The following is a 21,420-nucleotide window of genomic DNA, read 5'->3' on the forward strand; positions in this document are numbered from 1 at the left end:
TTCTATGAATAATTCAGGTTTAATTATATATTTATTGAAAATAGGTATTTTTAATAATAAAAAAGAAGCAAAATTTCTCTCACTTCTTAAATCAATCAACATATTCTTGGAATTAATTCTCCTTGAAGCATTCCCAAAACTTTAGTTCCTCCAATGTAAGTTTTTAAATACAGCTTGCTTTTGCCATCATCTAGCACTTTACCAATAATAGCCCCTTCTCTTCCTAAAGAATTTGACTTAATTACATTTAAAACCCTATGAGCATCTTTATTACTTACAATACATATTAACTTGCCTTCATTAGCCATATAAAGAGGATCAAATCCTAAAAGATCACAAAAATTCCTTACATCCTCTCTTATAGGTATATCCTTTTGCCATATTTCCATAGACTTTCCACTAGTGTTCACCAACTCTTTTAAAGTGTTAGCTAGCCCTCCTCTAGTTGGATCTCGCATTATTCTAATTTCATTGCTAGTATCCATTATAGCTTTTGTTAGTTCATTAAGAGCAGCACAATCACTTTTTAAACCTGACTCTATATCTAAATTTTCTCTTTCATTTATAATAGATGTACCATGATCTCCAATAGTACCACTTATAATTATTACATCCCCTTCTTTTATCTCATTTATGTTTAACTGATAATTATTTTTTTCTATATATCCTATTCCTGTTGTATTAATATAAACTTTATGACCTTTTCCACTTTGTACAACCTTAGTATCTCCCGTTACTATTTTAACTCCTATTTTATTAGCAGTATCAGCCATAGATTTTACTATTTTCTCTAAATCTTTAAGTTCTAATCCTTCTTCAAGAATAAAACCAGCAGATATATATAGAGGAGTTGCACCACTTACGCACAGATCATTTACAGTACCACAAATACTCAGTTTCCCTATATCTCCACCCTTAAAAAACAGAGGATCTACCACAAAACTATCTGTAGTTATTGCTATTTTTCCCTTAATCATATCTAATATAGCTGAGTCTCCTTGTTCCTTTAATATATCATTATTAAAATACCTTAGAAATACATTCTTTATTAATTTATATGTTTCCTCTCCTCCACTACCATGGGCTAATGTTATAACTTCCATAGCTCCTCCTAATATTAAATTTCAATATAATTTAAATACATATATAATTAAACTTGTTAACTCATTCTATGTTAAACTTATAATCTACAATTCTTTTGTACTATATACAATGCCACAACTTCCTTCTTTAGACACCATGCATGGACCAATTGGAGTCCTCGGTGTACACATCTTTCCAAAAGCATTACAATCCATAGGATTTTTTATTCCCCTTAATATATCTCCACAAATGCATTGTTTATTTTTATTTACAATTTTATTTTTTAAAGAAAATTTGATTCTAGCATTAAAGGAGCTATATTCCTCTCTTAGTTTATATCCTGTACCCTCAATCTCTCCAAAACCTCTCCAAAAACTAGTTGAGGTTTCAAAGACCTGATTTAATATTTCTTGTGCTTTTCTATTTCCTTCTGGATAAACAAAACCTTTATATAAGTTTTCACATCCGTAATTACCTCTCTCTTTTTTATCTATGATATAAAGTATACCAGCTAATATATCTATAGCCTTGAAGCCGCATATAGCCATTGGGGTTTTATACTCATTAGATAATCTCTCAAAGGGGTTGCAACCAATTATTGTAGCTACATGTCCTGGACATATAAATCCATGAATTTTAACTTCTTTATCTAAAATTAGGGTAGACATAATCTTAGGCATAGTCTTTAGAGAATTTAAAATAAAAAAGTTATTTACATTTTTCTCTAGTGCTTCTTTTATTGTAAGAGCTATTATAGGTGCTGTAGTTTCAAAGCCTATAGCTAAAAAAACTATAATCTTATCTTTATTATTTATTGCTATCTTCAAGGCATCTAATGGGGAATATACAACTTCTACCTTTCTTCCTTTAGCCATCTGTTCTCTTAATGAGCTACAACTCCCTGGAACTTTAATCATGTCGCCAAAGGTAGTTATTATTACATCTTTTTTCTCACTTAACTCTATGGCATGATCTATATAGCTCTCATCTGTTACACAAACGGGACATCCTGGTCCTGATAACAACCTAATATTAGGTGGTAAAAGCTTATCAATACCTGAATTATAAATACTTCGTGTATGCGTACCACAAACCTCCATTATATTTATGTTTTCCTTACATCTTTCCTTTATGTTTTGCAACAACTTAATTGCCAAATTAATTTCCCTTGAATTTCCTTCATCTCTATAAAACATACTAAAAGTCTCCCATTAACTCCTTAAATATATTTAAAGTCTCCATAGCCTCTTCTTCTTCTATTTTTTCAATGGCACAACCAACATGAACCAAAACATATTCTCCAACAATTAAATTTTCTATTAGCCTAGTATTAATTTTTTTTCTTAAACTTCCAAATTCAACTAAGGAATTACCTTCATATATTTCTAATACCTTTCCCGGAATAGCTACACACATATTAACACTCCTTACATAACTCATTTCCAATAACTACTTGACCTATAGATAATCCCCCATCATTGCAAGGTATCAACCTATGGGTTATAACTTGAAATCCACTTTCCTTCAACGCCAACTCTATTCCTTCTAACAAAATAGAGTTTTGAAATACACCTCCACTTAAAGCTACTTTATTTATGCTATATTCTTCCCTCAACTTAATACAAATTTCATTTGAAAAATCTATTATAGTATTATGAAATTTTAAAGCTATACACCCTTTTTCAACGTTATTATCTAAATCCTTTATAATGTCTCTAATCATATTATTTATATTTATAATATAAGGCATGCTATCACTAATTTCCCAAGGATATCTATTCTCACACCTTCTTATATAATCATAATCATTAGTACCCTTTAAAGAATCAATGAAATCTTCTGCTAAGCACTCAACATACAAAGCTGCCTCTCCTTCATAGGACACATCTTTATTAAAATCTAAAAGGCTGGCAATTCCATCAAATAGTCTTCCCATACTAGAAGTAAGTGGACAATTAAAATTCTTTCTTAGCATATTAATAATTATCCTTGATTGCATACCGTAAAAATATTTACAAGCAGCTTCTTCAATCTCCTCTTCCTTTAAAACTCCAAATAAAAGAGATAGTCCAATTCTCCATGGAAATTTTACTGCTCCATCACCTCCAGGCAAGGGAATATATTTTAAGTGTGCTCCCCTAATAAAGTTCTTTTTATCACATATTAAAAACTCTCCTCCCCAAAGGTTTCCATCTTCTCCATATCCCACTCCATCAAAGGCTATCCCTATAACTTTATCCTTTTCTTTATTCTCTATCATACAGCTCACTATGTGACTATGATGATGATAAACACCTAAAGTTCTCACCTTGTTTTTATCTAAATAATCCTTACTCCAATAATTAGGATGCATATCATGAATAATTGTACTCGGTTCAACTCTAAAAATATTTTTCATGTGCTTTAACACTCTATTAAATCTTAAATAATTCTCTTCTCCATCCATGTCTCCAATATAAGGACTTGTAAAAATACAATCTCCACTTCCAAGGGAAAATGAATTTTTAAATTGAGATCCTAAGGCTAGGATATTTTCTTTGAATATATACTTATTATAGTAAGGAGCATAACCTCTACCAGCCCTTATGACCCTACCGTAACCACCAATTACTTGAACTACAGAATCATCAACGGGCATATTAATCTCTCTATTATGAATGAAAAAATAATCTACTATTTCACTTAGGTTGTCTATAGCCTCTATATCCTCATATATTATTGGTATAGTACTTAAATTCCCACTAGTAAAAACTAAAGTATCTATGTCGTTATCAAATATTAAATAATGAAGGGGAGAATAAGGCAATACTACTCCTAGTCTTTTATTATTAAAGGAAATATTAGTTGGTAGTTTATTGTTCTTTTTCTTTAAAAGCAATATAGGCTTCTTATTTCCTGTTAAAATTTCTTTTTCTTCACTATTTACATAACAATATTTTTCTACTACATTTATATCTTTCATCATAAGGGCTAATGCCTTATCTGGTCTATGTTTTCTATGCCTTAATTTTTCTATAGCTAATTCATTATTTCCATCACAAACAAGATTAAAACCACCTATGCCCTTAATTCCAATTATTTTTCCTTCCCTTAAATACTTTCTCACACTTTCAAATTCATCCTTAGATTTTATAGGGTTCCCCTTATTATCTAAGAGGATTACTCTTGGACCACAGGAGGAACAACAGGTAGGCTCTGCATGAAATCTTCTATCATCAGGATTTTCATATTCTTCCTTACATTTGTCACACATAGTAAAATTATCCATAGAAGTATATTTTCTATCATAGGGAGTAACTTTTATTATGGAAAATCGTGGACCACAATTTGTACAATTTATAAAAGGATATAAATATCTTCTTTGATTAATACTATCCCTTAGCTCTTTTTCACACTCCTTACATGTAGCTATATCTGGAGAAATTAAAGTCCTCCCCTTCTCCCCGGTACTTTCTACTATAAGAAACTCCTTATAATCCTTTAGGCTTTTTTTATTTTCAACTACTACTTCTTCAATACGACTTAACTCAGGTGCCCTTTCCTTAAGGTTAGTTAAAAAATTCTCTATACCTACTTCATCTCCTTGAATTTCCATAACCACTCCCTTACTTGTATTATTCACCCAACCTGATAGTTGATTTTCTAAAGCTATTCTATATACAAAAGGTCTAAATCCTACGCCTTGAACTGTCCCTTTAACTGTAATTCCTTTTCTAATCACTTTATTCTCCTTCTATTCTGTAGAGCAAAATTTCATAACCTGAAGTTATTTCACTACTTACTTGATTACAAATAGGACACTTTCTATTTGTAACCTTTAAAGGAAATTCCTTATGACAATTATTACAATATGCCTTACTTAATAACTTTTCTATAATAAGTTTTGCACCCTCACAACAACTCCCTGAACTCATTTCTTCAAAAATAAAATCAACGGAAGAATTATCTATACAAGAAAATTCTCCTATTTGTAAAATTATCTTTGCTACCTTAGTTATATTATTTTTAATACACTGTTCCTCTACCATATCTATAACGTAACTAATTATTGAAATTTCATGCATTTATATCACCAATTATCCTTTTAATTTCCCTAAATACTTTTTTAGTAATTTCAGAAAAATTATCCTTTAAAGTTTTAGATAACTCTAAGGAATAATTCACCTTTTCCACTTCAATACCAACTAAATATCCATGAATTTCTCTATATTCTTCTCTTAAAACTCTCAAAAGATTTTCACTATGCATATCTCTGCAAGGGCTAATAAATTTATCACATTCCTTTAAATTCAATACTGAAACTCTACCAGGCTCAATTCCAAAGTAGGTACTGTCTACCAGAATAACAGTATCTTCCTTGTTAATTTCATTTAAACAATATATATAATCAATTCCAACTATTAATACCTTAACTTCTTTGCTATAGCTTTCCAGTCGGGCCCCTATGAACTCCATTACCTTTACTCCTATACCATCATCACCCAAAATAATATTTCCTATGGCAAAAATCTTTATCATAGTATATTTATTGTTATAGGCTCATATTTATCACTGGTTACATGTGCGGCACAGTTTAAACATGGATCAAAGCTTCTTACTATACGTCCTATTTCTACTGGATGGACCATATCTTTTATTTCCGTTCCTATCAATGCTTCTTCCACTGGCCCTTTTATTCCCCTATTATCAGTAGGTGATAAATTCCAAGATGAAGGTGGTATTAAAGTATAGTGATATACTAACTTATTTTTAATAGACAACCAATGTCCTAGAGATCCTCTCTCTGCTTCTATTAATCCAACCCCTCTTGATTCCTCAGGTATTTCCCATTGCTCTTGATAAGCCTTTTTTAGCTTTAATAAATCTATTAATCCCTCTATAGCTTCACAAAGTCTCTTAGCCTCTATTGATTTAGCAATTATTCTATCCATAGTAGATACCCCTCCACTATAGTCACCACTTAAAGTCATTCTAGCTAGTGCTCCAACCTCCATAGGATTTCCCTTATATCTAGGCGCATTAACCCAACTATATGCTTCTGGTTTATAAGGATTATAGGTGATTTTATTGTCTTCTCCTGGTATAATAGTTTGCAAATCTGATTCTACCCAAGTTTTAGAAATATCTTCTGCTATATTGCTAGACTGAAATTCTTCTCTAATTCCATTTATCATTACTCCAGTTGATACCATTTTAATTGGATGTAAATAATTTTCATATAATCCATAACTCATAAAATTCTTATATCCATCACCAATTTTAAAATAATCTTCATAAGTAGCTGCTATAGCATATACATCTGGTATAAGCTTATCTACAATAAAACTTTTTATTACTTTTATACTATATTTAATGTTTTCTATTTGTGGTATATCAATATTGGTAGTTGTGCCACCTACAAAAATACCATGACAATGAGGAACTTTTCCAGCTAATTCAGCTACAGCTCTATGTGCTTCTCTACTATACCTTACTGCTCCTAAGTAATCTTCATTTATTCTTTTTGTATCCTCTCTAGATAACCTATAATCAGCAGCTTTAGCACTTTCTGTTTTATACAACGGATTTATATGAGCTATATCCACATAATCTGGAAATACGAAAAAATATATGTGCCTTAAATAATTCTGCAAAAATTCAAATCCATTAGCAATATCTCTAACTACTTTTCCATTAAAATCCGGTGTAACTTTCATTGCATCTTCTAGACATAAAGTAGCAGCTACAGCATGATGAGTAGAACAAATTCCACATACCCGTGGAGCCAGTCTTATAATATCTAAGGGATATCTGCCTTTAAACATCTCCTCAAATCCTCTAAACTGACTTCCACTACTTTTTGCATCTATAATCTTATTATTAACTACATTCACTTCTATATTTAAAAGTCCACTTACTCTAGTCAATGGATCAATTACTATCTTAGTCATAATTAAGCTCCTCCATATTTTACAAAAGGCTCTGTTCCATCTGGAAATTTAGGCCCTGCACAGCCTATACAATTAGTATTATCCCCTATAGGCCAATTATCAGTGCCGTTCCATCGACTTACAGGACAATATGCATAGGTTATTGGACCTCTGCAACCTAAAGAAAATAAACATTCTGGATCTCCAAATTTCTTAGCAAATATCCCATTATCAAAAAACCTTCTTCTTGGACAATTGTCATGAATTGTCTCTCCATAATAAGCCTTTGGTCTTCCATCACTATCAACTTCTGGCATACCATAGGATGTAATGTAACCCAAAATTCCCATAGTCCACACAGGATTTGCCGGACAACCTGGTATTCTAATGATATCATCTCTTTTTAAAAACTCTGATATACTAACTCCATTAGATATATTAGGTCTTGCTGCAGTAGGTCCTCCATAACAAGCACATGTTCCCACTGAAATAATATATTTAGCATTTTTAGCTATGGTTTCTACCGCCTCCATTGCTGTTATTTTTCTTCCATTATAGGTAGCAACAGTAGTAAATAGACCATTATCTCTTAATGGTACTGCCCCACAAACTAAAAATATATATTCAGTATCCAAAATTTCAAATATTCTCTCATAGCTTTCCTGTCCCTCATCTCCATTTATACTGCCAAAGAAAATCATATTAACAAATTCCTTTAGCATATATATAACATCTGGTTCATCTCCATTTAACAGAGAAATTACTTCTCCAAAACACCCTGATATCTCTAGCCATATAGCATTGATTCTCCCCTTTTTACCTTGTTGTACTTCTTCAATAGCTCTTTTTGCATAGGAGATAGCCAATTCTTCTTTATTTCTTAGAAAATTACACATAATTATTCCTCTTTTAAATTACTACTATAATAATAGTTTTTTAGTATAAATTTTATGCAATAATTATTAAATTAATTTTATATTCATATTGACATACTTAAGATTCTACTGTAGTATTAACTTAAAGATATCAATTGTGCTCAATTTAATTGTTAGCTATTTTGTATTACACTATATACCCATCACGAAAGGAGAAATATATATGAATATTTATGATTTTAAAGTTAAAACTATAGACGGAGAAGAAACTACTTTAGAAAAATACAAAGGTAAGGTTCTAGTGGTTGTAAACACAGCTAGTAAATGTGGATTTACACCTCAATATTCTGATTTAGAAAATATCTATAAAAAATATAAGGATATGGGGCTAGAAATTTTAGGCTTCCCATGTAATCAATTTGCCGAACAAGAACCTGGTAATAGCAATGATGTAAAAGCATTTTGTCAGTTAAACTATGGTGTTACCTTCCCATTATTTGAAAAGGTAGATGTTAAGGGACAGACAGCTCATCCCCTATTCAAGTTTTTAAGTAATTCTATGCCTTTTAATGGTTTTGATTTAAGTACCCCTAGCGGAAGACTACTAGATAACATCTTGAAAGAAAAATACCCTGAGTATATTATTGGTAATAGTATTAAGTGGAACTTCACTAAATTCTTAATAGATAGAGATGGAAATATAGTAGATAGATTTGAATCTCCTGTAGATCCTATGGATATGATTCCAGAGATAGAAAAAATTTTATAGGACTGAGGTTTCTAATATGAGTTATGAACACTTAGATATTGATAATCAACTATGCTTTGCTTTATATGCTTCTTCAAAAGCTGTAATAAAAAGCTATAAGCCACTATTAGATGAGCTTGGCATTACTTATACTCAATATATTACCCTTTTAGTCCTTTGGAAAGAGGATAATATAACTGTAAAAGAGTTAGGTAAGAAACTTTATTTGGATTCTGGAACCCTTACACCTGTATTAAAAAGACTTGAATCCATGGATATAATACAAAGAATAAGAGCTTCTCAAGATGAAAGAAATGTATATGTGAAGCTAACAGATAAAGGTATTGCAATGAAGGATAAAGCTTCAAAAATACCTGGAAAAATGTTCTGTAGTACTGGTCTTTCTTTAGATGAAGTATCAGACTTAAGAGAAAAACTTAAATTTTTATTAAATAATCTACAATAGAAAAACAAGCTAGGTATAAGTTCTTCAACTTAAACCTAGCTTACTTTATTATTTCTATATCTTAATTAACAAGAATAGTTTCTCTTAGTGTGTACCTCAGCCTTTAATATTTCTTCTTTCTCGTGGAGAATTTCATTACCTAATATTCCTTTAGATACTTCTTCAAATCCAATTCTCTCTACCATATCACCAAATCTTTCTCCAGTTTTTCCGTTATCTCTATAATATAAAATTGCTTTTTCTATTATATCCATAGCCTCATCATATAAATAAATCCCTTTCAATGGTTCACCACGTCTTGGAGTTTTACCCCATTTCCCACCTATAAATAGTTTTACACCATCTTTTTTGCATACCATTGAACCAAAATGACATTTATCTATACAAAGTCCACAGTTTGTACACTTCTTCCTATCTATTTGAAGCTTTCCATTAATAACTTTTGCTGCTCCTTTTTTACAAGCCTCTTCTACTGAACACTTTTTACATCCTAAACATAAATCCTCATTACAATCTGGTACTCTTTGACCCATTATGCCAAAATCATTTAAGTCTGGCTTTATACAGTTATTTGGACATCCACCTATACCTATTTTAAACTTATGTGGCAAAAGTACATTGTAATATCCTTTATAAAATCTTTCATGTATTTTCCTTGCTAATTCTTGTGTATCTAAAAGCCCAAATATACATACAGTTCCCTTGCACGCTACTACAGGTCTAACTCTGGGACCTGTGCCTCCAGCTTCTAGTCTTGCTTCACTAAGCTCTTCTTTTACCTTTTGAATATCTTCAAATCTTATCCATGGAATTTCTACTGTAAGTCTTGTAGTATAACTCATATATCCTCTTCCATATTTCTCAGCTATTTCAGAAAGGACTCTTGTTTCCTTTGAATTTAAGCATCCATCCTCAGTTATTACTCTACATGCAAAGTGTATTCCATCTCTTTGTGGAAGAAATCCTTGCCCCTTTAATTTTGATTTTTCTTCTGCCGATGCTATTATTGCCATTTTCTTCACTACCCTTCTTTATTTCATTGTATTGACATTCTAATTGTTAATCTTTCTGCACTTGTCATATCCTTGTAATATTTTCATGTTTATTATATCTCTGCAATTTTACAAAGTGAACTTAAGATTAGTTATAGTAAAATAAAGATTCTTTATACTTAGGATAACTTAAATATAAAATAGAGACTAAATTAGAAGATGTTTTATTCTAATTCAGTCTCATCACATTGCTTTTTACAAAAATCAATAAAGTTCTTTATAAAATCCATATTTGAGTTTTTTAAATATATAAAATTAAATTCTCTTTTCATTTTCATATTTTTGATTGATAATGCTTTAAATTTTTTACACATCAATGGTGAATTTAATGCTTCCTTTGATACCACTGTTGCTCCAAGTCCAGATTCTACTAAAGACATAATTGCTGTTATATCTCCAATTTCCATATAAGGATTAATATTCTTAGGTTCAAATCCTTGCTGAACCATATAATCTTCAAATATCTGTCTTGTCCCAGATCCCTTTTCTCTTAGTATAAGTTTTTCTGAAAGAATTTCATCCATTGTTATTTTCTTTTTCTTAGCCATTTCATGACTTTTTGAAATAACAAATACTAGTTCATCATCTTTAAATTTTTCATAAATCACCTTACTTTTATCAAAAGGGCCCTCTATAACACCCAATATAATCTCGCCACTAAAGAGTTTTTGGATTATATTTCCTGTATTTTCTACATGAAGTATTACATCTATGTTTTTGTTGCTCACCTTATAATTTCCTATGATAGATGGAAGTACATATCCCCCTATAGTAAGAGTTGCACCTACATTATATCTCTTTATAATAGATGATTCATTTGAAAGATGGTTTTTTGCCAATTTGCTTATTTTATCAATTTCTAAAGCATACTTATAAAGTATCCTTCCTGCCTCCGTAAGCTCCATGTTCTTATTTTTTTTCTCTAATAACTTCACATTGTAATATTCCTCTAAAAGTTTTATATGATGAGAAATTGCAGGTTGAGTCATATTTAATATGCTGGCAGCCCGTGTAAAGTTCTTTGTATCAGCCACAGTAATAAATGTTTCAAGCTTTATATCGATCACAGCCTATATCCATTCCTTCCTAAATTACAATAAGATACCCTAATTATACTATTAAATCTAATATATAAACAGTTAATTTTACCAATTGTTTGTATTCAATAGCTAATTTACAAAAGTAGATTTTATATCTCTATTAATAGTAGAGTTTAATAATCTTATAAAGAAAAAAATATTTACAAATTAGTTCAATTATAAACATAAAATTTGCTCTAAATTTGTGGTAAAATATTCTTATGCCTTAGTAACATTTATTATTACCGTAGGAGGTATTAGCATGAGTTTAATAACTAGTAAAAGTTATAATGTACACTATTATGAAGTGGATGCCAAGAAAAGAGCTTTAATTTCCAGTATTATGAATTATCTTATGGACATATGCTCTGTACAATCTGATAGCCGTGGTGTTGGGGTAGAGTACCTAATGGCAAATAATAAAGGATGGATACTAACACAGTGGAATATAAAAATAAATAGATACCCTTTGTATGATGAGAACTTAAAAGTATCTACGAGAGCAAATTCTTTCTATAAATATTACGCATATAGAACAAACTATATTGAAGATAGTTTAGGTAACTTAATAGTGGATGGACGGTCTATATGGCTCTTAGTTGATTCAACTAAAAGACGTCCTGTAAAGGTAAGCGATGATATGTATGCCGCATACAATATATCCAAGAGTGAAAATGAACGCTTTATTCATTCCTCATTGAAACCTTTAGATAGTTGGGACACTGAAAAGGTCTTTGATATAAGATATAGTGATATAGACACTAATCAACATGTTAATAATGTAAAATATGTAAGTTGGATAATTGAATCTATACCATTAGATATTGCTTTAAATTATGAAATGCGTGAGATTACAGTAGTATATAAAAAAGAAACCTATTATGGTCATAGAATAAAAGTTCATACCAAAATTGAAAAATCACAAACTGGATATATATGTACTCATGATATCATAAATGAAGATGGAGAAGAATTGACCTTAGCCACTACCTATTGGGAATAAAATATAACTTTAAAATGGTATCATAGCTTCCAATATATAGAAATCTATGATACCACTTTTTAAAAGAAATGATTATTACTTAGTAAGTCTTTGTTATATTCCTCATCCTTTTCAATTAACTTCCCTAGGGATTTTCCCTTCATCATATCTATTATCATAGGGGATAAGATTGAAAGCCCATCTCGATATCCCAGGTCAATATGTTGATTTAATGTATATGTATATCTACCTTATTTTTATATATTTCCATTTTCCTGTTCTAAATCTCATGTAAACAAAAAACCATCTTACAAATTGATCCATGAATACAGCCATCCATGCTCCTGCTAATCCATATCCAAATATATTTACAAGCAAGTGAGCTAAAACAACTCTTATTAATAATACCCCAACAAAGGTAGCAACTAGTGGCCAGAAGGTATCCCCTGCACCTCTTAAAGCTCCTGCTAATATTAGTTGTGATGATTGAAATGGTTGAACTAATGCTATTATTTTTAAAGCTATAGATGCATTTTGTATAATCCTTGGATCCTTTGAATATAACCCCACAATCTGCGGACCAAAAAAGAAGAAAATTATAGCCATAAAAGTGGAAATCAATGAACCAATCTTTCTGGTTTCCTTGGCATAACTCTCTGCCTTTGAAAGCTCTTTAGCTCCTATGCTTCTACCTACCAGGGATGAAGCTGCAATTCCAAAAGCTTGTCCTGGTTGAAAAGAAAGACTTAATATATTTAATGATATTTGATGTGATGCATACACTACAGTTCCTAGTCCTGCAACTATTCTTACAAACATAAGTACTCCAGCTCTTAAAACTAACTGCTCAAGGGATGCAGGTACACCTATCTTTACTAGATTATAAATAATATTTTTATCAATTTTAAATGATTTTTTAATATCTAATTTAATTATGCTTTTACCTTTTATAATATACCTAAATAAAAATATACTTGCTATTACATTAGATATAGCAGTAGATATTCCAGCTCCTGTAACACCAAGCTTAGGAAGTCCAAAAAGACCATATATAAGAACTGCATTCCCAATAACATTAAAAAAGTTAGCTCTTAAATTTATCTTCATAGGTGTTTTTGTTTCTCCAATACCTCTAAGTGCTGCAGATATTGACATATTAAAAGATTGAAATATAAATCCAACCATAATAATTTTAAAATAGCTTCCACCTACTTGTAACGTATCATTGGCTGCCCCCATAAATTTCATAATAGGTCCAGTAAAAATTATTCCTAATACTGATATAGGTATAGCTAACATTATCAAACTCAATAGTATTACATGCTTTAAAGTAGTTTCTATTTTATCTGTTCTTTTTGACCCAAGGTATCTAGCAATCATTGCTGTTCCCCCAACATTTAAAGCTTGCACAAGAGACAATCCTATAAATAATGGCTGATTTGTCATACCTACAGCAGATACAGAAGCTGCAGCCAATGAATTATCGCCCATTCTTCCAAGCATCATCATATCTACCATTCCAAAAAGGGAACCCATAAGAAGTTCTAACAGAACAGGCCACGCAATGTTGATAACATCATTTCTTGTAGAATTTTTCGACCACATAAATATTCTAGTCTTTTTTCCATCTCCATTTTCCTTTGAAGCAAACATTATCATTCTCCTTTACAAGTTAATTTAAAGACAATACTTCTAATACTATATACACTCTTTTTATACAAATTAATGTTTTATATTTTAAAAATTATTACTTCTTTTAAAAAGCTTTTTTATAAATTTCAATATTTTTTTCAAATAATCTTCATTTTCAATGTCCTTTATAGCCTTTCGTAATTCATGTAAAGCTTCATTATATCTTTGAGATTTTAATTTAGGAAAGGCACATATTAATCTCCGCTCCACATACTTAGTTTCCATTAAGAGAGACTTATACTTTTTACGAAGGGATATTTCTACTTTATCTATAGTAATATTTTCTTTAAATTCAGTTAAATTTTCCTTTAATTCCTTTAGGTTATTTAATTTGCTATCTGTTATTATACGTAGGTTTTCTAATTTTCTTACTATACCCTCTTCATATAATTTAATCCATATTTCTTCTTTAACATGATGAATTTCTTCTAACTTACGATTAAGATTTACTATGGAATTTATAGATATGAATAAATCTACTAGAAGAAGTATTAAAATACAGATAGATAATAAGTATACTATTGTTATTGGAATTCTAGTCATAATATTCTCTGTGAAAGGATGTATTATCTCAATTAGTACAACACATAGAAATCCAAACAAAAAAGAGTTTCTCAAACAAACTCTTCCTCTAATATTAAATTTGTAATCAGAATAATCCCACCATCTCATTTTAAATAATTTTTCCATAATAAAACTAGTTATATACTCTATAATAGTTGTATAGATCATACCAAAAATAAATACTATAACTACATTATCACTATATTGATTTAGCAATAATAAAACAAAAAGTGCTCCAAAACCATATATAGGACACAATGGCCCATTTAAAAAACCTCTTTCTACAAAATAGCCATCAAGAACAGAGCAATATATTGTTTCTACTATCCATCCTAACAAACTGTAGATTATCCAATACATAAATAAAACAGAAAGTTTATCTACCATAGCATCAACTCCCCCAACACCTAAAGTCAAATATATAACTTTATTTCCTTTAGATAGTAAATTAACAAATTATCATAATAATTATTATACTCTGAATAATATTATATCATATAAGAATACTATTGTTAATCTATTCCACTACATCATATTCACTAGCAATTATTATAAATAATTTATATATTACTATAATTAACTAATCATTATATTATTTTCAAGTTAATTTAAATTTATTTTTTATATTGTGAAAAAAATTAGAAATTCCTTGTATTTAGTTCACATTTAAAATAAAATCTATTTATTAAGTGATAATTAAGTATTTGTATAACACTATTAAGATATTTAAAATTTACTTTTTACACTTGATAATACTTATATTGAGGAAGTGAAGCCATGATAGATGAAATTTTAAAATACAATAAGGAATTTGTAGAAAATAAAAAATATGAAAGATATATTACAAGTAAATATCCAGATAAAAAAATAGCCATAGTTACATGTATGGATACTAGGCTAACTGAACTACTTCCCGCTGCCCTTGGATTTAAAAATGGTGATGTGAAAATTATTAAAAATGCTGGTGGTTCAATATCTCATCCCTTTGGAAGTGTAGCTCGTAGCTTATTAGTAGCTATATATGATTTAGGGGTTGAAGAAATTTTTGTAATTGGTCATACAGACTGTGGAGCACAACACATGAATAGTAAAAAAATTATTGAAAAAATGAAACTTAGAAACATTACTGAAGATCAAATTAATTTGGTTAAATACTTCGGAGTTGACTTTGATTCATGGTTAAGTGGATTTGATAATGTTAATACTTCAGTAGCTGAAACAGTAGATATCATTACAAAACATCCTCTAATACCAAAAGATATTAACGTCTATGGTTTTATTATGGATTCCACCACTGGAGAGTTAGTTCCAGTATAAATAGAATTCTTTGCTTAAAGTATAATAGCTAGTCAAACTTTAAGTTCATGACTAGCTATTATACTAATTTATCTTTTATTATTACGCTTTATTAAGGCATATAATCCACTAAAAGCTCCAAATAGTATTCCAGTAATAGGGAATATAATCCAACAAATATGCCATCCATTAAATCCTAAACCCCAAATCAAAAATATTGCTGTGGCAATAGGCCATACAACTGATGCAACATCACCTATAGCTGTATTATTTTCCTTACATTTTGATGAATATTCTTCAATTTGTAAAAGTGCATTATAGCTATTATTTATATTCCCTACTCTTACAAATATAAAAACTGCAATAGCTACCATTATTAATAATACAATTGCTCCATAATTAGATAATATGTCATTATCATATCCTCCAATTGCTGATATGCCAATTAACGCAACAGGTGACAGTACACAAAGTGTAACTCCAATTATATTTAATTTAGTAAAATTGGATGAGAATTCTTCTTTTTTAATTTTTACTCTTTGCTGCACATGTATTGGACATATGAAATCATCTTCTAAATACTTATACTTGTCAAGTTGAGTACCAGCATAGATAAATAGCCCCACAGCAATAGCTATAAGAATAAATAATGGGATAACACTGAGTCCTTCTAAAGTTTCCACATTAATTTCTGTACCAAATACTCCACCTATTATAATATTATGAGTAAACATTAGTATTGCTGGTGCTAATATACATAACATAACACCAACAGCAATAAGCTTTCCATATTTAACTTTATCCCTCATGTAATTTTCTGCTTCTTCCATGGTAATAATCGGAATATTATCTAATTCCTTTCTATTTTCAATTCCCAACTCCTTTATTAACTCATCAATGTTCCCAAACTCAGAAATTACAATTCCAATAGCTTCATTTTCAGTTTTTCCACTTTCTTTAAGTTCCCAATATTTTTCTTCCATATTAGAAAGCAACTCATCTTTTAATTTTATAATTTCTGCTGATTTTGGTAAACTTGAAAAAATATTTTCTAAATAATTTCTAATGGTCTCCATACTTATCCATCTCCTTTATAAATTTACTCATTACTTCTTTAATAACCTTCCATTCTTCACACTTTTCTTTGTAGTAATCCAGTCCTTTTTGTGTGATTCTATAGTAAGTTCTTCTCTTTCCAAAGGTCTCATCTCCATAAAAAGATTCTATATAACCGTTGTTTTCCAGCCTTGTAAAGGCAGAATATAATGTTGTTTCCTTTATAATATATTTTTCCTCTGATAGTTTTTTTATAGTTTTAGATATCTCATATCCATAGGACTCCCTATCTAGGAGAGTGAAAAGAATTATAGTATCATTATATCCTCTAATAACATCACTACTTATCAAATGTTATCCTCCTTTCTCCACCTACTACTTACCTATTTCATACATAACTATATCTTTAGTGTATATTATGCAATTACTCTGCCTATCGTACTTTATCTGTCGTAGTAATTATAATATATCACAATTACTACGACATGTGAAGTAGTTTTTCCAATTTTTTAATTTTCATCTATATATTTATATAAAAATACAGCATATAAATGTGCATAGAAGCAAATTTATATGCTGTAACTTTATTTATTAATTTTATGCCTTACACTTTAAGTAATTCATATTATATTTAACTATAAATATACCAATGATTAAAGTAATAAATTCTGCAACTGGTATGGTGGACCATAATCCATTTATACCGAATACTTTCGGAAGAATACATAGATTAATTAATACTAATGCAAAACTCTTTATAATAGACATGGTATTTGATATCTTAGCATGACTAATTGCTTGGAAAAATGATATATTAACCATATTAATTCCAATAAATATAAATGCTGCGAAATATATTCTCATACCTCTAGCTGTAATTTCAATAAGCTTTAAGTCTGACTTATTAAAAAAGCTAATTACTTCTTTTGTAAAGATATTTCCTACTAAGAAAAATACTATTCCAAAGGCAATTGCAATGTATATGGCTGCTTTTCTAGTTTTAATTACTCTATCATAATGTTCAGCTCCAAAATTAACACTTATTATTGGCTGAATAGCTTGGCTTATTCCAGATAATATTGCAACTCCAATTAAAGCAATATTACTAATAATACTATAAGCAGCTACTCCAATCTCACCTATCATATCTATTAAAATATAATTGAATAGTATTATAACAATGGCTCCAGATACCTCAATGAATGAGCTTGATATCCCTACCTTGAATACATTTGTAATATATGGAATTTTAATTGATTTATAGTTGAATCTAAGATATCCAGATTTTTTAATAAATTTAGTAGCTATAATTATTAAAGTTACCATTGGTGCTATAGCAGTTGCTATGGCAGCGCCTCTCATACCCATGTCAAGTACAAAAATAAATATATAGTCAAAAACTACATTAAACATGTTACCAGTAATTCCAGCAACCATAGAAAGCTTCGGAGCACCATCATTTCTTATAAATGCCTGTAAAACACCTGATAATATAAAATTTATCCCTGATAATAATATTATTTTTAAATATTCATTTGAAAGTCCTAATATTTCTTCTGAAGCTCCAAATAATATAGCTACATTTTTTGAAAAAATATAACCAAAGATAGAAATACTTAGCCCAATTATAATTGCTATAAAAATTGATGTATTAAAGACCTGATTTGCTTTTTCATTGTTCTTTTTACCCATATTAATGGAGTATAAGGTAGCACCTCCCATTCCTATTAAAAGGGATACTGCATTATATACATTATATATAGGTATAGCTATTCCTAAAGCCGAAAGGCCCTCTTTTCCAACTCCTTGACTTATAAATATGGTATCACAAAGAATATTTACTGACGTTGCTAGCATAGCTAATATGCTAGGAAACAAAAATTTTATCAATAATTTCTTTAATCTCATTTCTGTTAATTCTACAAAGTTCATAATATCACCTACTTAAAATAATTTATTTGATGTGTAATTAATCTAGCACTCTTATCTCTCACAAGTTAATATTCTAAACCTTATAGTAACTATAATGTCAATCATTTATTTTAAAGGAATTTGTATTTCTGTTAAATACTCTTCTTCCTTTGAAGAAAAAGCAGAATCAGTTATGGTAAGTACTATGCCCTCTCCAACACTCTCTAGTCCATTTATATCCATAAAATTTATAAGCTTATTAAAGTAACCTTCTGCATAATCATAGAGTCCTCTATAAATTATCCTTGCATATCTTCCTTTAGTCAAAGTTTTTATATTTTTATAGTTGAAAATCCCATGATCAAAAATTAAAGCAATATCTCTGAAGGTAGTATACCTTTTATTTAAAATATCTTCTTGTGAGATAAAAGCTCCTATTCTTCCATCAAATAAACAAAGATTATCTCCCAATCTATTACTTAATTCTTTTATTCCATATTCTACACTATATATATCTGTTCTATCATTTAAAGAAATATATATTATATCTCGATCTTCTAACTCAACTATTTCACATTCTTCAAGTCTAGCTTCTTCTATACTTTCTTCCAAAAACTCAAGTTTTTTAGATATACTTTTTTTATATCTTTCCAAAAGTTCAATTTCCTTATCTATGTCCTTCTCTTTCTTATTAAGGAGATCAATTAGTATTTTAAGATTTCTATTTGAAAAGTACTTTTTTATATCCTTAAGGGGCATCCCCAGCTTTTTTAAAAATAAAATAGAATCAAGCTGAGCAAACTGTTCAATATCATAATATCTATATCCATTCTCTTCATCTTTATGTCTAGGCTTAAGTAATCCAATAGAATCATAATACCGTAGTGTCTGAGTTGATATATTGTGAATCTTAGCCATTTCTCCTATAAGTATCTTTTTATCCATTTCATCCTCCATAAAATTATATTATTGGATATAAAATTTTTTCTATAAAAATATATAAATAGTTATCTATATAACTATTTATATATTTAACTAGTTAACTAGTTAACTAGTTGTTCTGGCCGTGGGGTTTTGAGGTATTTATATATCTTTATCCTATATTTTAATATCCTAAACAATTTTTTAATTAATATAAATATTATATCATTTCATTGAAATTCTTTCCAAGTTCATTCTATTTCTTTATGTTTTACTTATAACACCTCTATAATTGCTATAAAATACATTAATAGTTCCTGAATTTTTTCTTTTAATGTATATAATCTATTTATTAATTCTTAATATATTGTATAATATTACATATATTATGTTTATCGAAGGAGTGATATTATGAATGAAATTTCATATAGTAAGAGCCAAAATAATTTTATAAATAAGACCTTATTATATATGGCCATCGGACTAATAATTACCTTTGCTGTAGGTTATTTTATTTCCACTAGTGTTTCTATGATGATGTTAATCTATAGTAACTCAGCTTTCGTAATAGGTATTATTGTTGTGGAATTAGCTTTAGTAGTTTTACTTAGCAGAAAGATTAATAAACTTTCTGTTCAAGCTGCTTTTGCCATGTTTATAACCTATTCTATAGTAAACGGATTTACTTTCGGGGCAATATTCACTATCTACAATCTCGAGTCTATCATAAGTATTTTTGTAGTAACTTCTGCCATGTTTTTTTGTTGTAGCATGATAGGTATGACCTCCAAAAAGGACTTATCAATGGTAGGTAGAATTGCTATAATGGGGGTTGTTGGTATATTAGTTACTAGCTTATTCAATCTCTTTATAGGTTCTGATCAGTTATCTATGTTTGTTAATTATATTGGTATTGCAGTTTTCTGTGCATTAACAGCCTATGATATGCAAAAGGTTAAATTAATACATGAACAAAATTACGGTTATGATGCCGCTACCACAAATAAGTTTGCTATAATTGCTGCTTTAGAATTATATTTAGATTTTATTAACTTATTTATATACTTAATACGTATTTTAGGTAAAAAGAAATAAATTTTAAGAGTCCAACTTACATTCTAAATGTAGGTTGGACTCTTTAATATTTCTTCTGCCATTGCTTTATCTTCTATCATCATGTGCTGAAAAATCCAGTCTTGTACAGAATCCTTAATTTTCTTTAATTCTTCACAAGGCTTTTTCTTTAATACTGATAGCTCAATATTCATAATCACTTTTTTTAATTCCTCATGGGATTTTATATGTTCTTCATAATTAGAGTAATTAGCTTTTTTCATTATTTTCTCTTCTTCATAAAAGCTATAAGAAATATATTCTCTAAGCTCACATATTATATCAAGAAGAATTTTAGAATCTACGGTAGCACATTTTGTTATCAATAATTGTTCTATATTACGAGCAATTCTAAAAAGTTCTTTATGCTGTTCATCAATTCTCCCAATATTGGTATTTAAATCATCTTGCCAGTCAAATTTAAAGTCAAACATTTTATATACCTTCTTTTTATTTTATAGATATATATCATTTTATTATAAAAGAAGCACTTTAACAACGCAAATAATTTCTTATACAGGGAAAACATGTAATTATAATTAATAAAATTTAAAATAAATATAATTTAATACTGATAACTATATTAAAATCAGTAATTATGTTAATTATTTACACAAGTATAGTGAGAGCTAGGTCAATTGCTAAATTTAACCTAGCTCTCTACGTATATTGA

General features: G+C 29.3%; 22 protein-coding genes. 5 read left to right on the forward strand and 17 right to left on the reverse strand.

Annotated features, from left to right (window positions below; translation table 11 throughout):
• Positions 1-95: 95 nt before the first annotated feature.
• The 8 genes from hypE to B3J31_RS09745 form a co-directional block, all read right to left on the reverse strand.
• Positions 96-1,103: a hydrogenase expression/formation protein HypE gene (gene hypE / locus B3J31_RS09710; protein WP_346866952.1), complete on the reverse strand. Its 1,008-nt coding sequence runs from the start codon at positions 1,101-1,103 to the stop codon at positions 96-98.
• Between the two features lie 84 nt (positions 1,104-1,187).
• Positions 1,188-2,279 (reverse strand): hydrogenase formation protein HypD, encoded by a 1,092-nt coding sequence (gene hypD / locus B3J31_RS09715; RefSeq protein ID WP_346866953.1) that lies wholly within the window; start codon positions 2,277-2,279, stop codon positions 1,188-1,190.
• A gap of 1 nt (position 2,280) precedes the next feature.
• Positions 2,281-2,499: a HypC/HybG/HupF family hydrogenase formation chaperone gene (locus B3J31_RS09720; protein ID WP_346866954.1), complete on the reverse strand. Its 219-nt coding sequence runs from the start codon at positions 2,497-2,499 to the stop codon at positions 2,281-2,283.
• A 1-nt stretch (position 2,500) separates the two neighbouring features.
• The gene (hypF, locus tag B3J31_RS09725; RefSeq protein ID WP_346873961.1) at positions 2,501-4,804 is read right to left on the reverse strand and encodes a carbamoyltransferase HypF; all 2,304 of its coding nucleotides are present in this window, start codon (positions 4,802-4,804) and stop codon (positions 2,501-2,503) included.
• Between the two features lies 1 nt (position 4,805).
• Positions 4,806-5,147: a hydrogenase maturation nickel metallochaperone HypA gene (gene hypA, locus B3J31_RS09730; protein ID WP_346866956.1), complete on the reverse strand. Its 342-nt coding sequence runs from the start codon at positions 5,145-5,147 to the stop codon at positions 4,806-4,808.
• A complete protein-coding gene (locus B3J31_RS09735) occupies positions 5,140-5,601 on the reverse strand; it encodes a hydrogenase maturation protease (RefSeq protein ID WP_346866957.1) in 462 nt (153 codons plus the stop codon). The genes hypA and B3J31_RS09735 overlap by 8 nt, the downstream gene beginning before the upstream one ends.
• Positions 5,598-7,013: a nickel-dependent hydrogenase large subunit gene (locus B3J31_RS09740; protein ID WP_346866958.1), complete on the reverse strand. Its 1,416-nt coding sequence runs from the start codon at positions 7,011-7,013 to the stop codon at positions 5,598-5,600. The genes B3J31_RS09735 and B3J31_RS09740 overlap by 4 nt, the downstream gene beginning before the upstream one ends.
• 2 nt (positions 7,014-7,015) lie before the next feature.
• Positions 7,016-7,888, reverse strand: a complete 873-nt coding sequence (locus B3J31_RS09745; RefSeq protein ID WP_150844523.1) for a hydrogenase small subunit — start codon at positions 7,886-7,888, stop codon at positions 7,016-7,018.
• A gap of 202 nt (positions 7,889-8,090) precedes the next feature.
• Between B3J31_RS09745 and B3J31_RS09750 the strand changes: the two genes are divergently transcribed.
• Complete coding sequence (locus tag B3J31_RS09750) at positions 8,091-8,636, forward strand: glutathione peroxidase (protein ID WP_346866959.1); 546 nt, start codon at positions 8,091-8,093, stop codon at positions 8,634-8,636.
• Positions 8,637-8,652: 16 nt separating this feature from the next.
• Entirely contained in the window at positions 8,653-9,081 is a 429-nt protein-coding gene (locus B3J31_RS09755) for a MarR family transcriptional regulator (protein WP_346866960.1), read from the forward strand.
• A 65-nt stretch (positions 9,082-9,146) separates the two neighbouring features.
• Here B3J31_RS09755 and B3J31_RS09760 read toward each other — a convergent pair whose 3' ends face one another.
• Entirely contained in the window at positions 9,147-10,094 is a 948-nt protein-coding gene (locus B3J31_RS09760; protein WP_346866971.1) for a (4Fe-4S)-binding protein, read from the reverse strand.
• Positions 10,095-10,297: 203 nt separating this feature from the next.
• Positions 10,298-11,200, reverse strand: a complete 903-nt coding sequence (locus B3J31_RS09765; RefSeq protein WP_346866961.1) for a LysR family transcriptional regulator — start codon at positions 11,198-11,200, stop codon at positions 10,298-10,300.
• A 274-nt stretch (positions 11,201-11,474) separates the two neighbouring features.
• Between B3J31_RS09765 and B3J31_RS09770 the strand changes: the two genes are divergently transcribed.
• On the forward strand, positions 11,475-12,215 hold the full coding sequence (locus tag B3J31_RS09770) for an acyl-[acyl-carrier-protein] thioesterase (protein ID WP_346866962.1): 741 nt from the start codon (positions 11,475-11,477) through the stop codon (positions 12,213-12,215).
• A 225-nt stretch (positions 12,216-12,440) separates the two neighbouring features.
• On the opposite strand, the gene B3J31_RS09775 is transcribed toward B3J31_RS09770, so the two are convergent.
• Positions 12,441-13,847 (reverse strand): MATE family efflux transporter, encoded by a 1,407-nt coding sequence (locus tag B3J31_RS09775; protein ID WP_346866963.1) that lies wholly within the window; start codon positions 13,845-13,847, stop codon positions 12,441-12,443.
• Between the two features lie 84 nt (positions 13,848-13,931).
• Positions 13,932-14,837 (reverse strand): putative ABC transporter permease, encoded by a 906-nt coding sequence (locus B3J31_RS09780; RefSeq protein ID WP_346866964.1) that lies wholly within the window; start codon positions 14,835-14,837, stop codon positions 13,932-13,934.
• Positions 14,838-15,227: 390 nt separating this feature from the next.
• Between B3J31_RS09780 and B3J31_RS09785 the strand changes: the two genes are divergently transcribed.
• Positions 15,228-15,767, forward strand: coding sequence for a carbonic anhydrase (locus tag B3J31_RS09785; protein ID WP_346866965.1), 540 nt, complete (start codon positions 15,228-15,230; stop codon positions 15,765-15,767).
• 68 nt (positions 15,768-15,835) lie between these two features.
• Here B3J31_RS09785 and B3J31_RS09790 read toward each other — a convergent pair whose 3' ends face one another.
• The 4 genes from B3J31_RS09790 to B3J31_RS09805 all read right to left on the reverse strand — a co-directional run bounded on the left by B3J31_RS09790 (position 15,836) and on the right by B3J31_RS09805 (position 19,658).
• Positions 15,836-16,822, reverse strand: a complete 987-nt coding sequence (locus B3J31_RS09790; RefSeq protein WP_346866966.1) for a permease prefix domain 1-containing protein — start codon at positions 16,820-16,822, stop codon at positions 15,836-15,838.
• Positions 16,809-17,153: a YjcQ family protein gene (locus B3J31_RS09795; RefSeq protein ID WP_150844531.1), complete on the reverse strand. Its 345-nt coding sequence runs from the start codon at positions 17,151-17,153 to the stop codon at positions 16,809-16,811. The genes B3J31_RS09790 and B3J31_RS09795 overlap by 14 nt, the downstream gene beginning before the upstream one ends.
• Before the next feature lie 246 nt (positions 17,154-17,399).
• Positions 17,400-18,734, reverse strand: coding sequence for an MATE family efflux transporter (locus tag B3J31_RS09800; protein ID WP_346866967.1), 1,335 nt, complete (start codon positions 18,732-18,734; stop codon positions 17,400-17,402).
• 105 nt (positions 18,735-18,839) lie between these two features.
• On the reverse strand, positions 18,840-19,658 hold the full coding sequence (locus tag B3J31_RS09805) for a MerR family transcriptional regulator (RefSeq protein ID WP_167403050.1): 819 nt from the start codon (positions 19,656-19,658) through the stop codon (positions 18,840-18,842).
• A 387-nt stretch (positions 19,659-20,045) separates the two neighbouring features.
• On the opposite strand from B3J31_RS09805, the gene B3J31_RS09810 reads away from it, so the two are divergent.
• Entirely contained in the window at positions 20,046-20,729 is a 684-nt protein-coding gene (locus B3J31_RS09810) for a Bax inhibitor-1/YccA family protein (protein WP_346866968.1), read from the forward strand.
• A 23-nt stretch (positions 20,730-20,752) separates the two neighbouring features.
• On the opposite strand, the gene B3J31_RS09815 is transcribed toward B3J31_RS09810, so the two are convergent.
• Complete coding sequence (locus B3J31_RS09815; protein WP_346866969.1) at positions 20,753-21,181, reverse strand: hemerythrin family protein; 429 nt, start codon at positions 21,179-21,181, stop codon at positions 20,753-20,755.
• Positions 21,182-21,420: the final 239 nt, after the last annotated feature.

The sequence above is a fragment of the Clostridium sp. UBA5988 genome, from assembly GCF_002435615.1.
GTDB lineage: Bacteria > Bacillota > Clostridia > Clostridiales > Clostridiaceae > Clostridium_J > Clostridium_J sulfidigenes.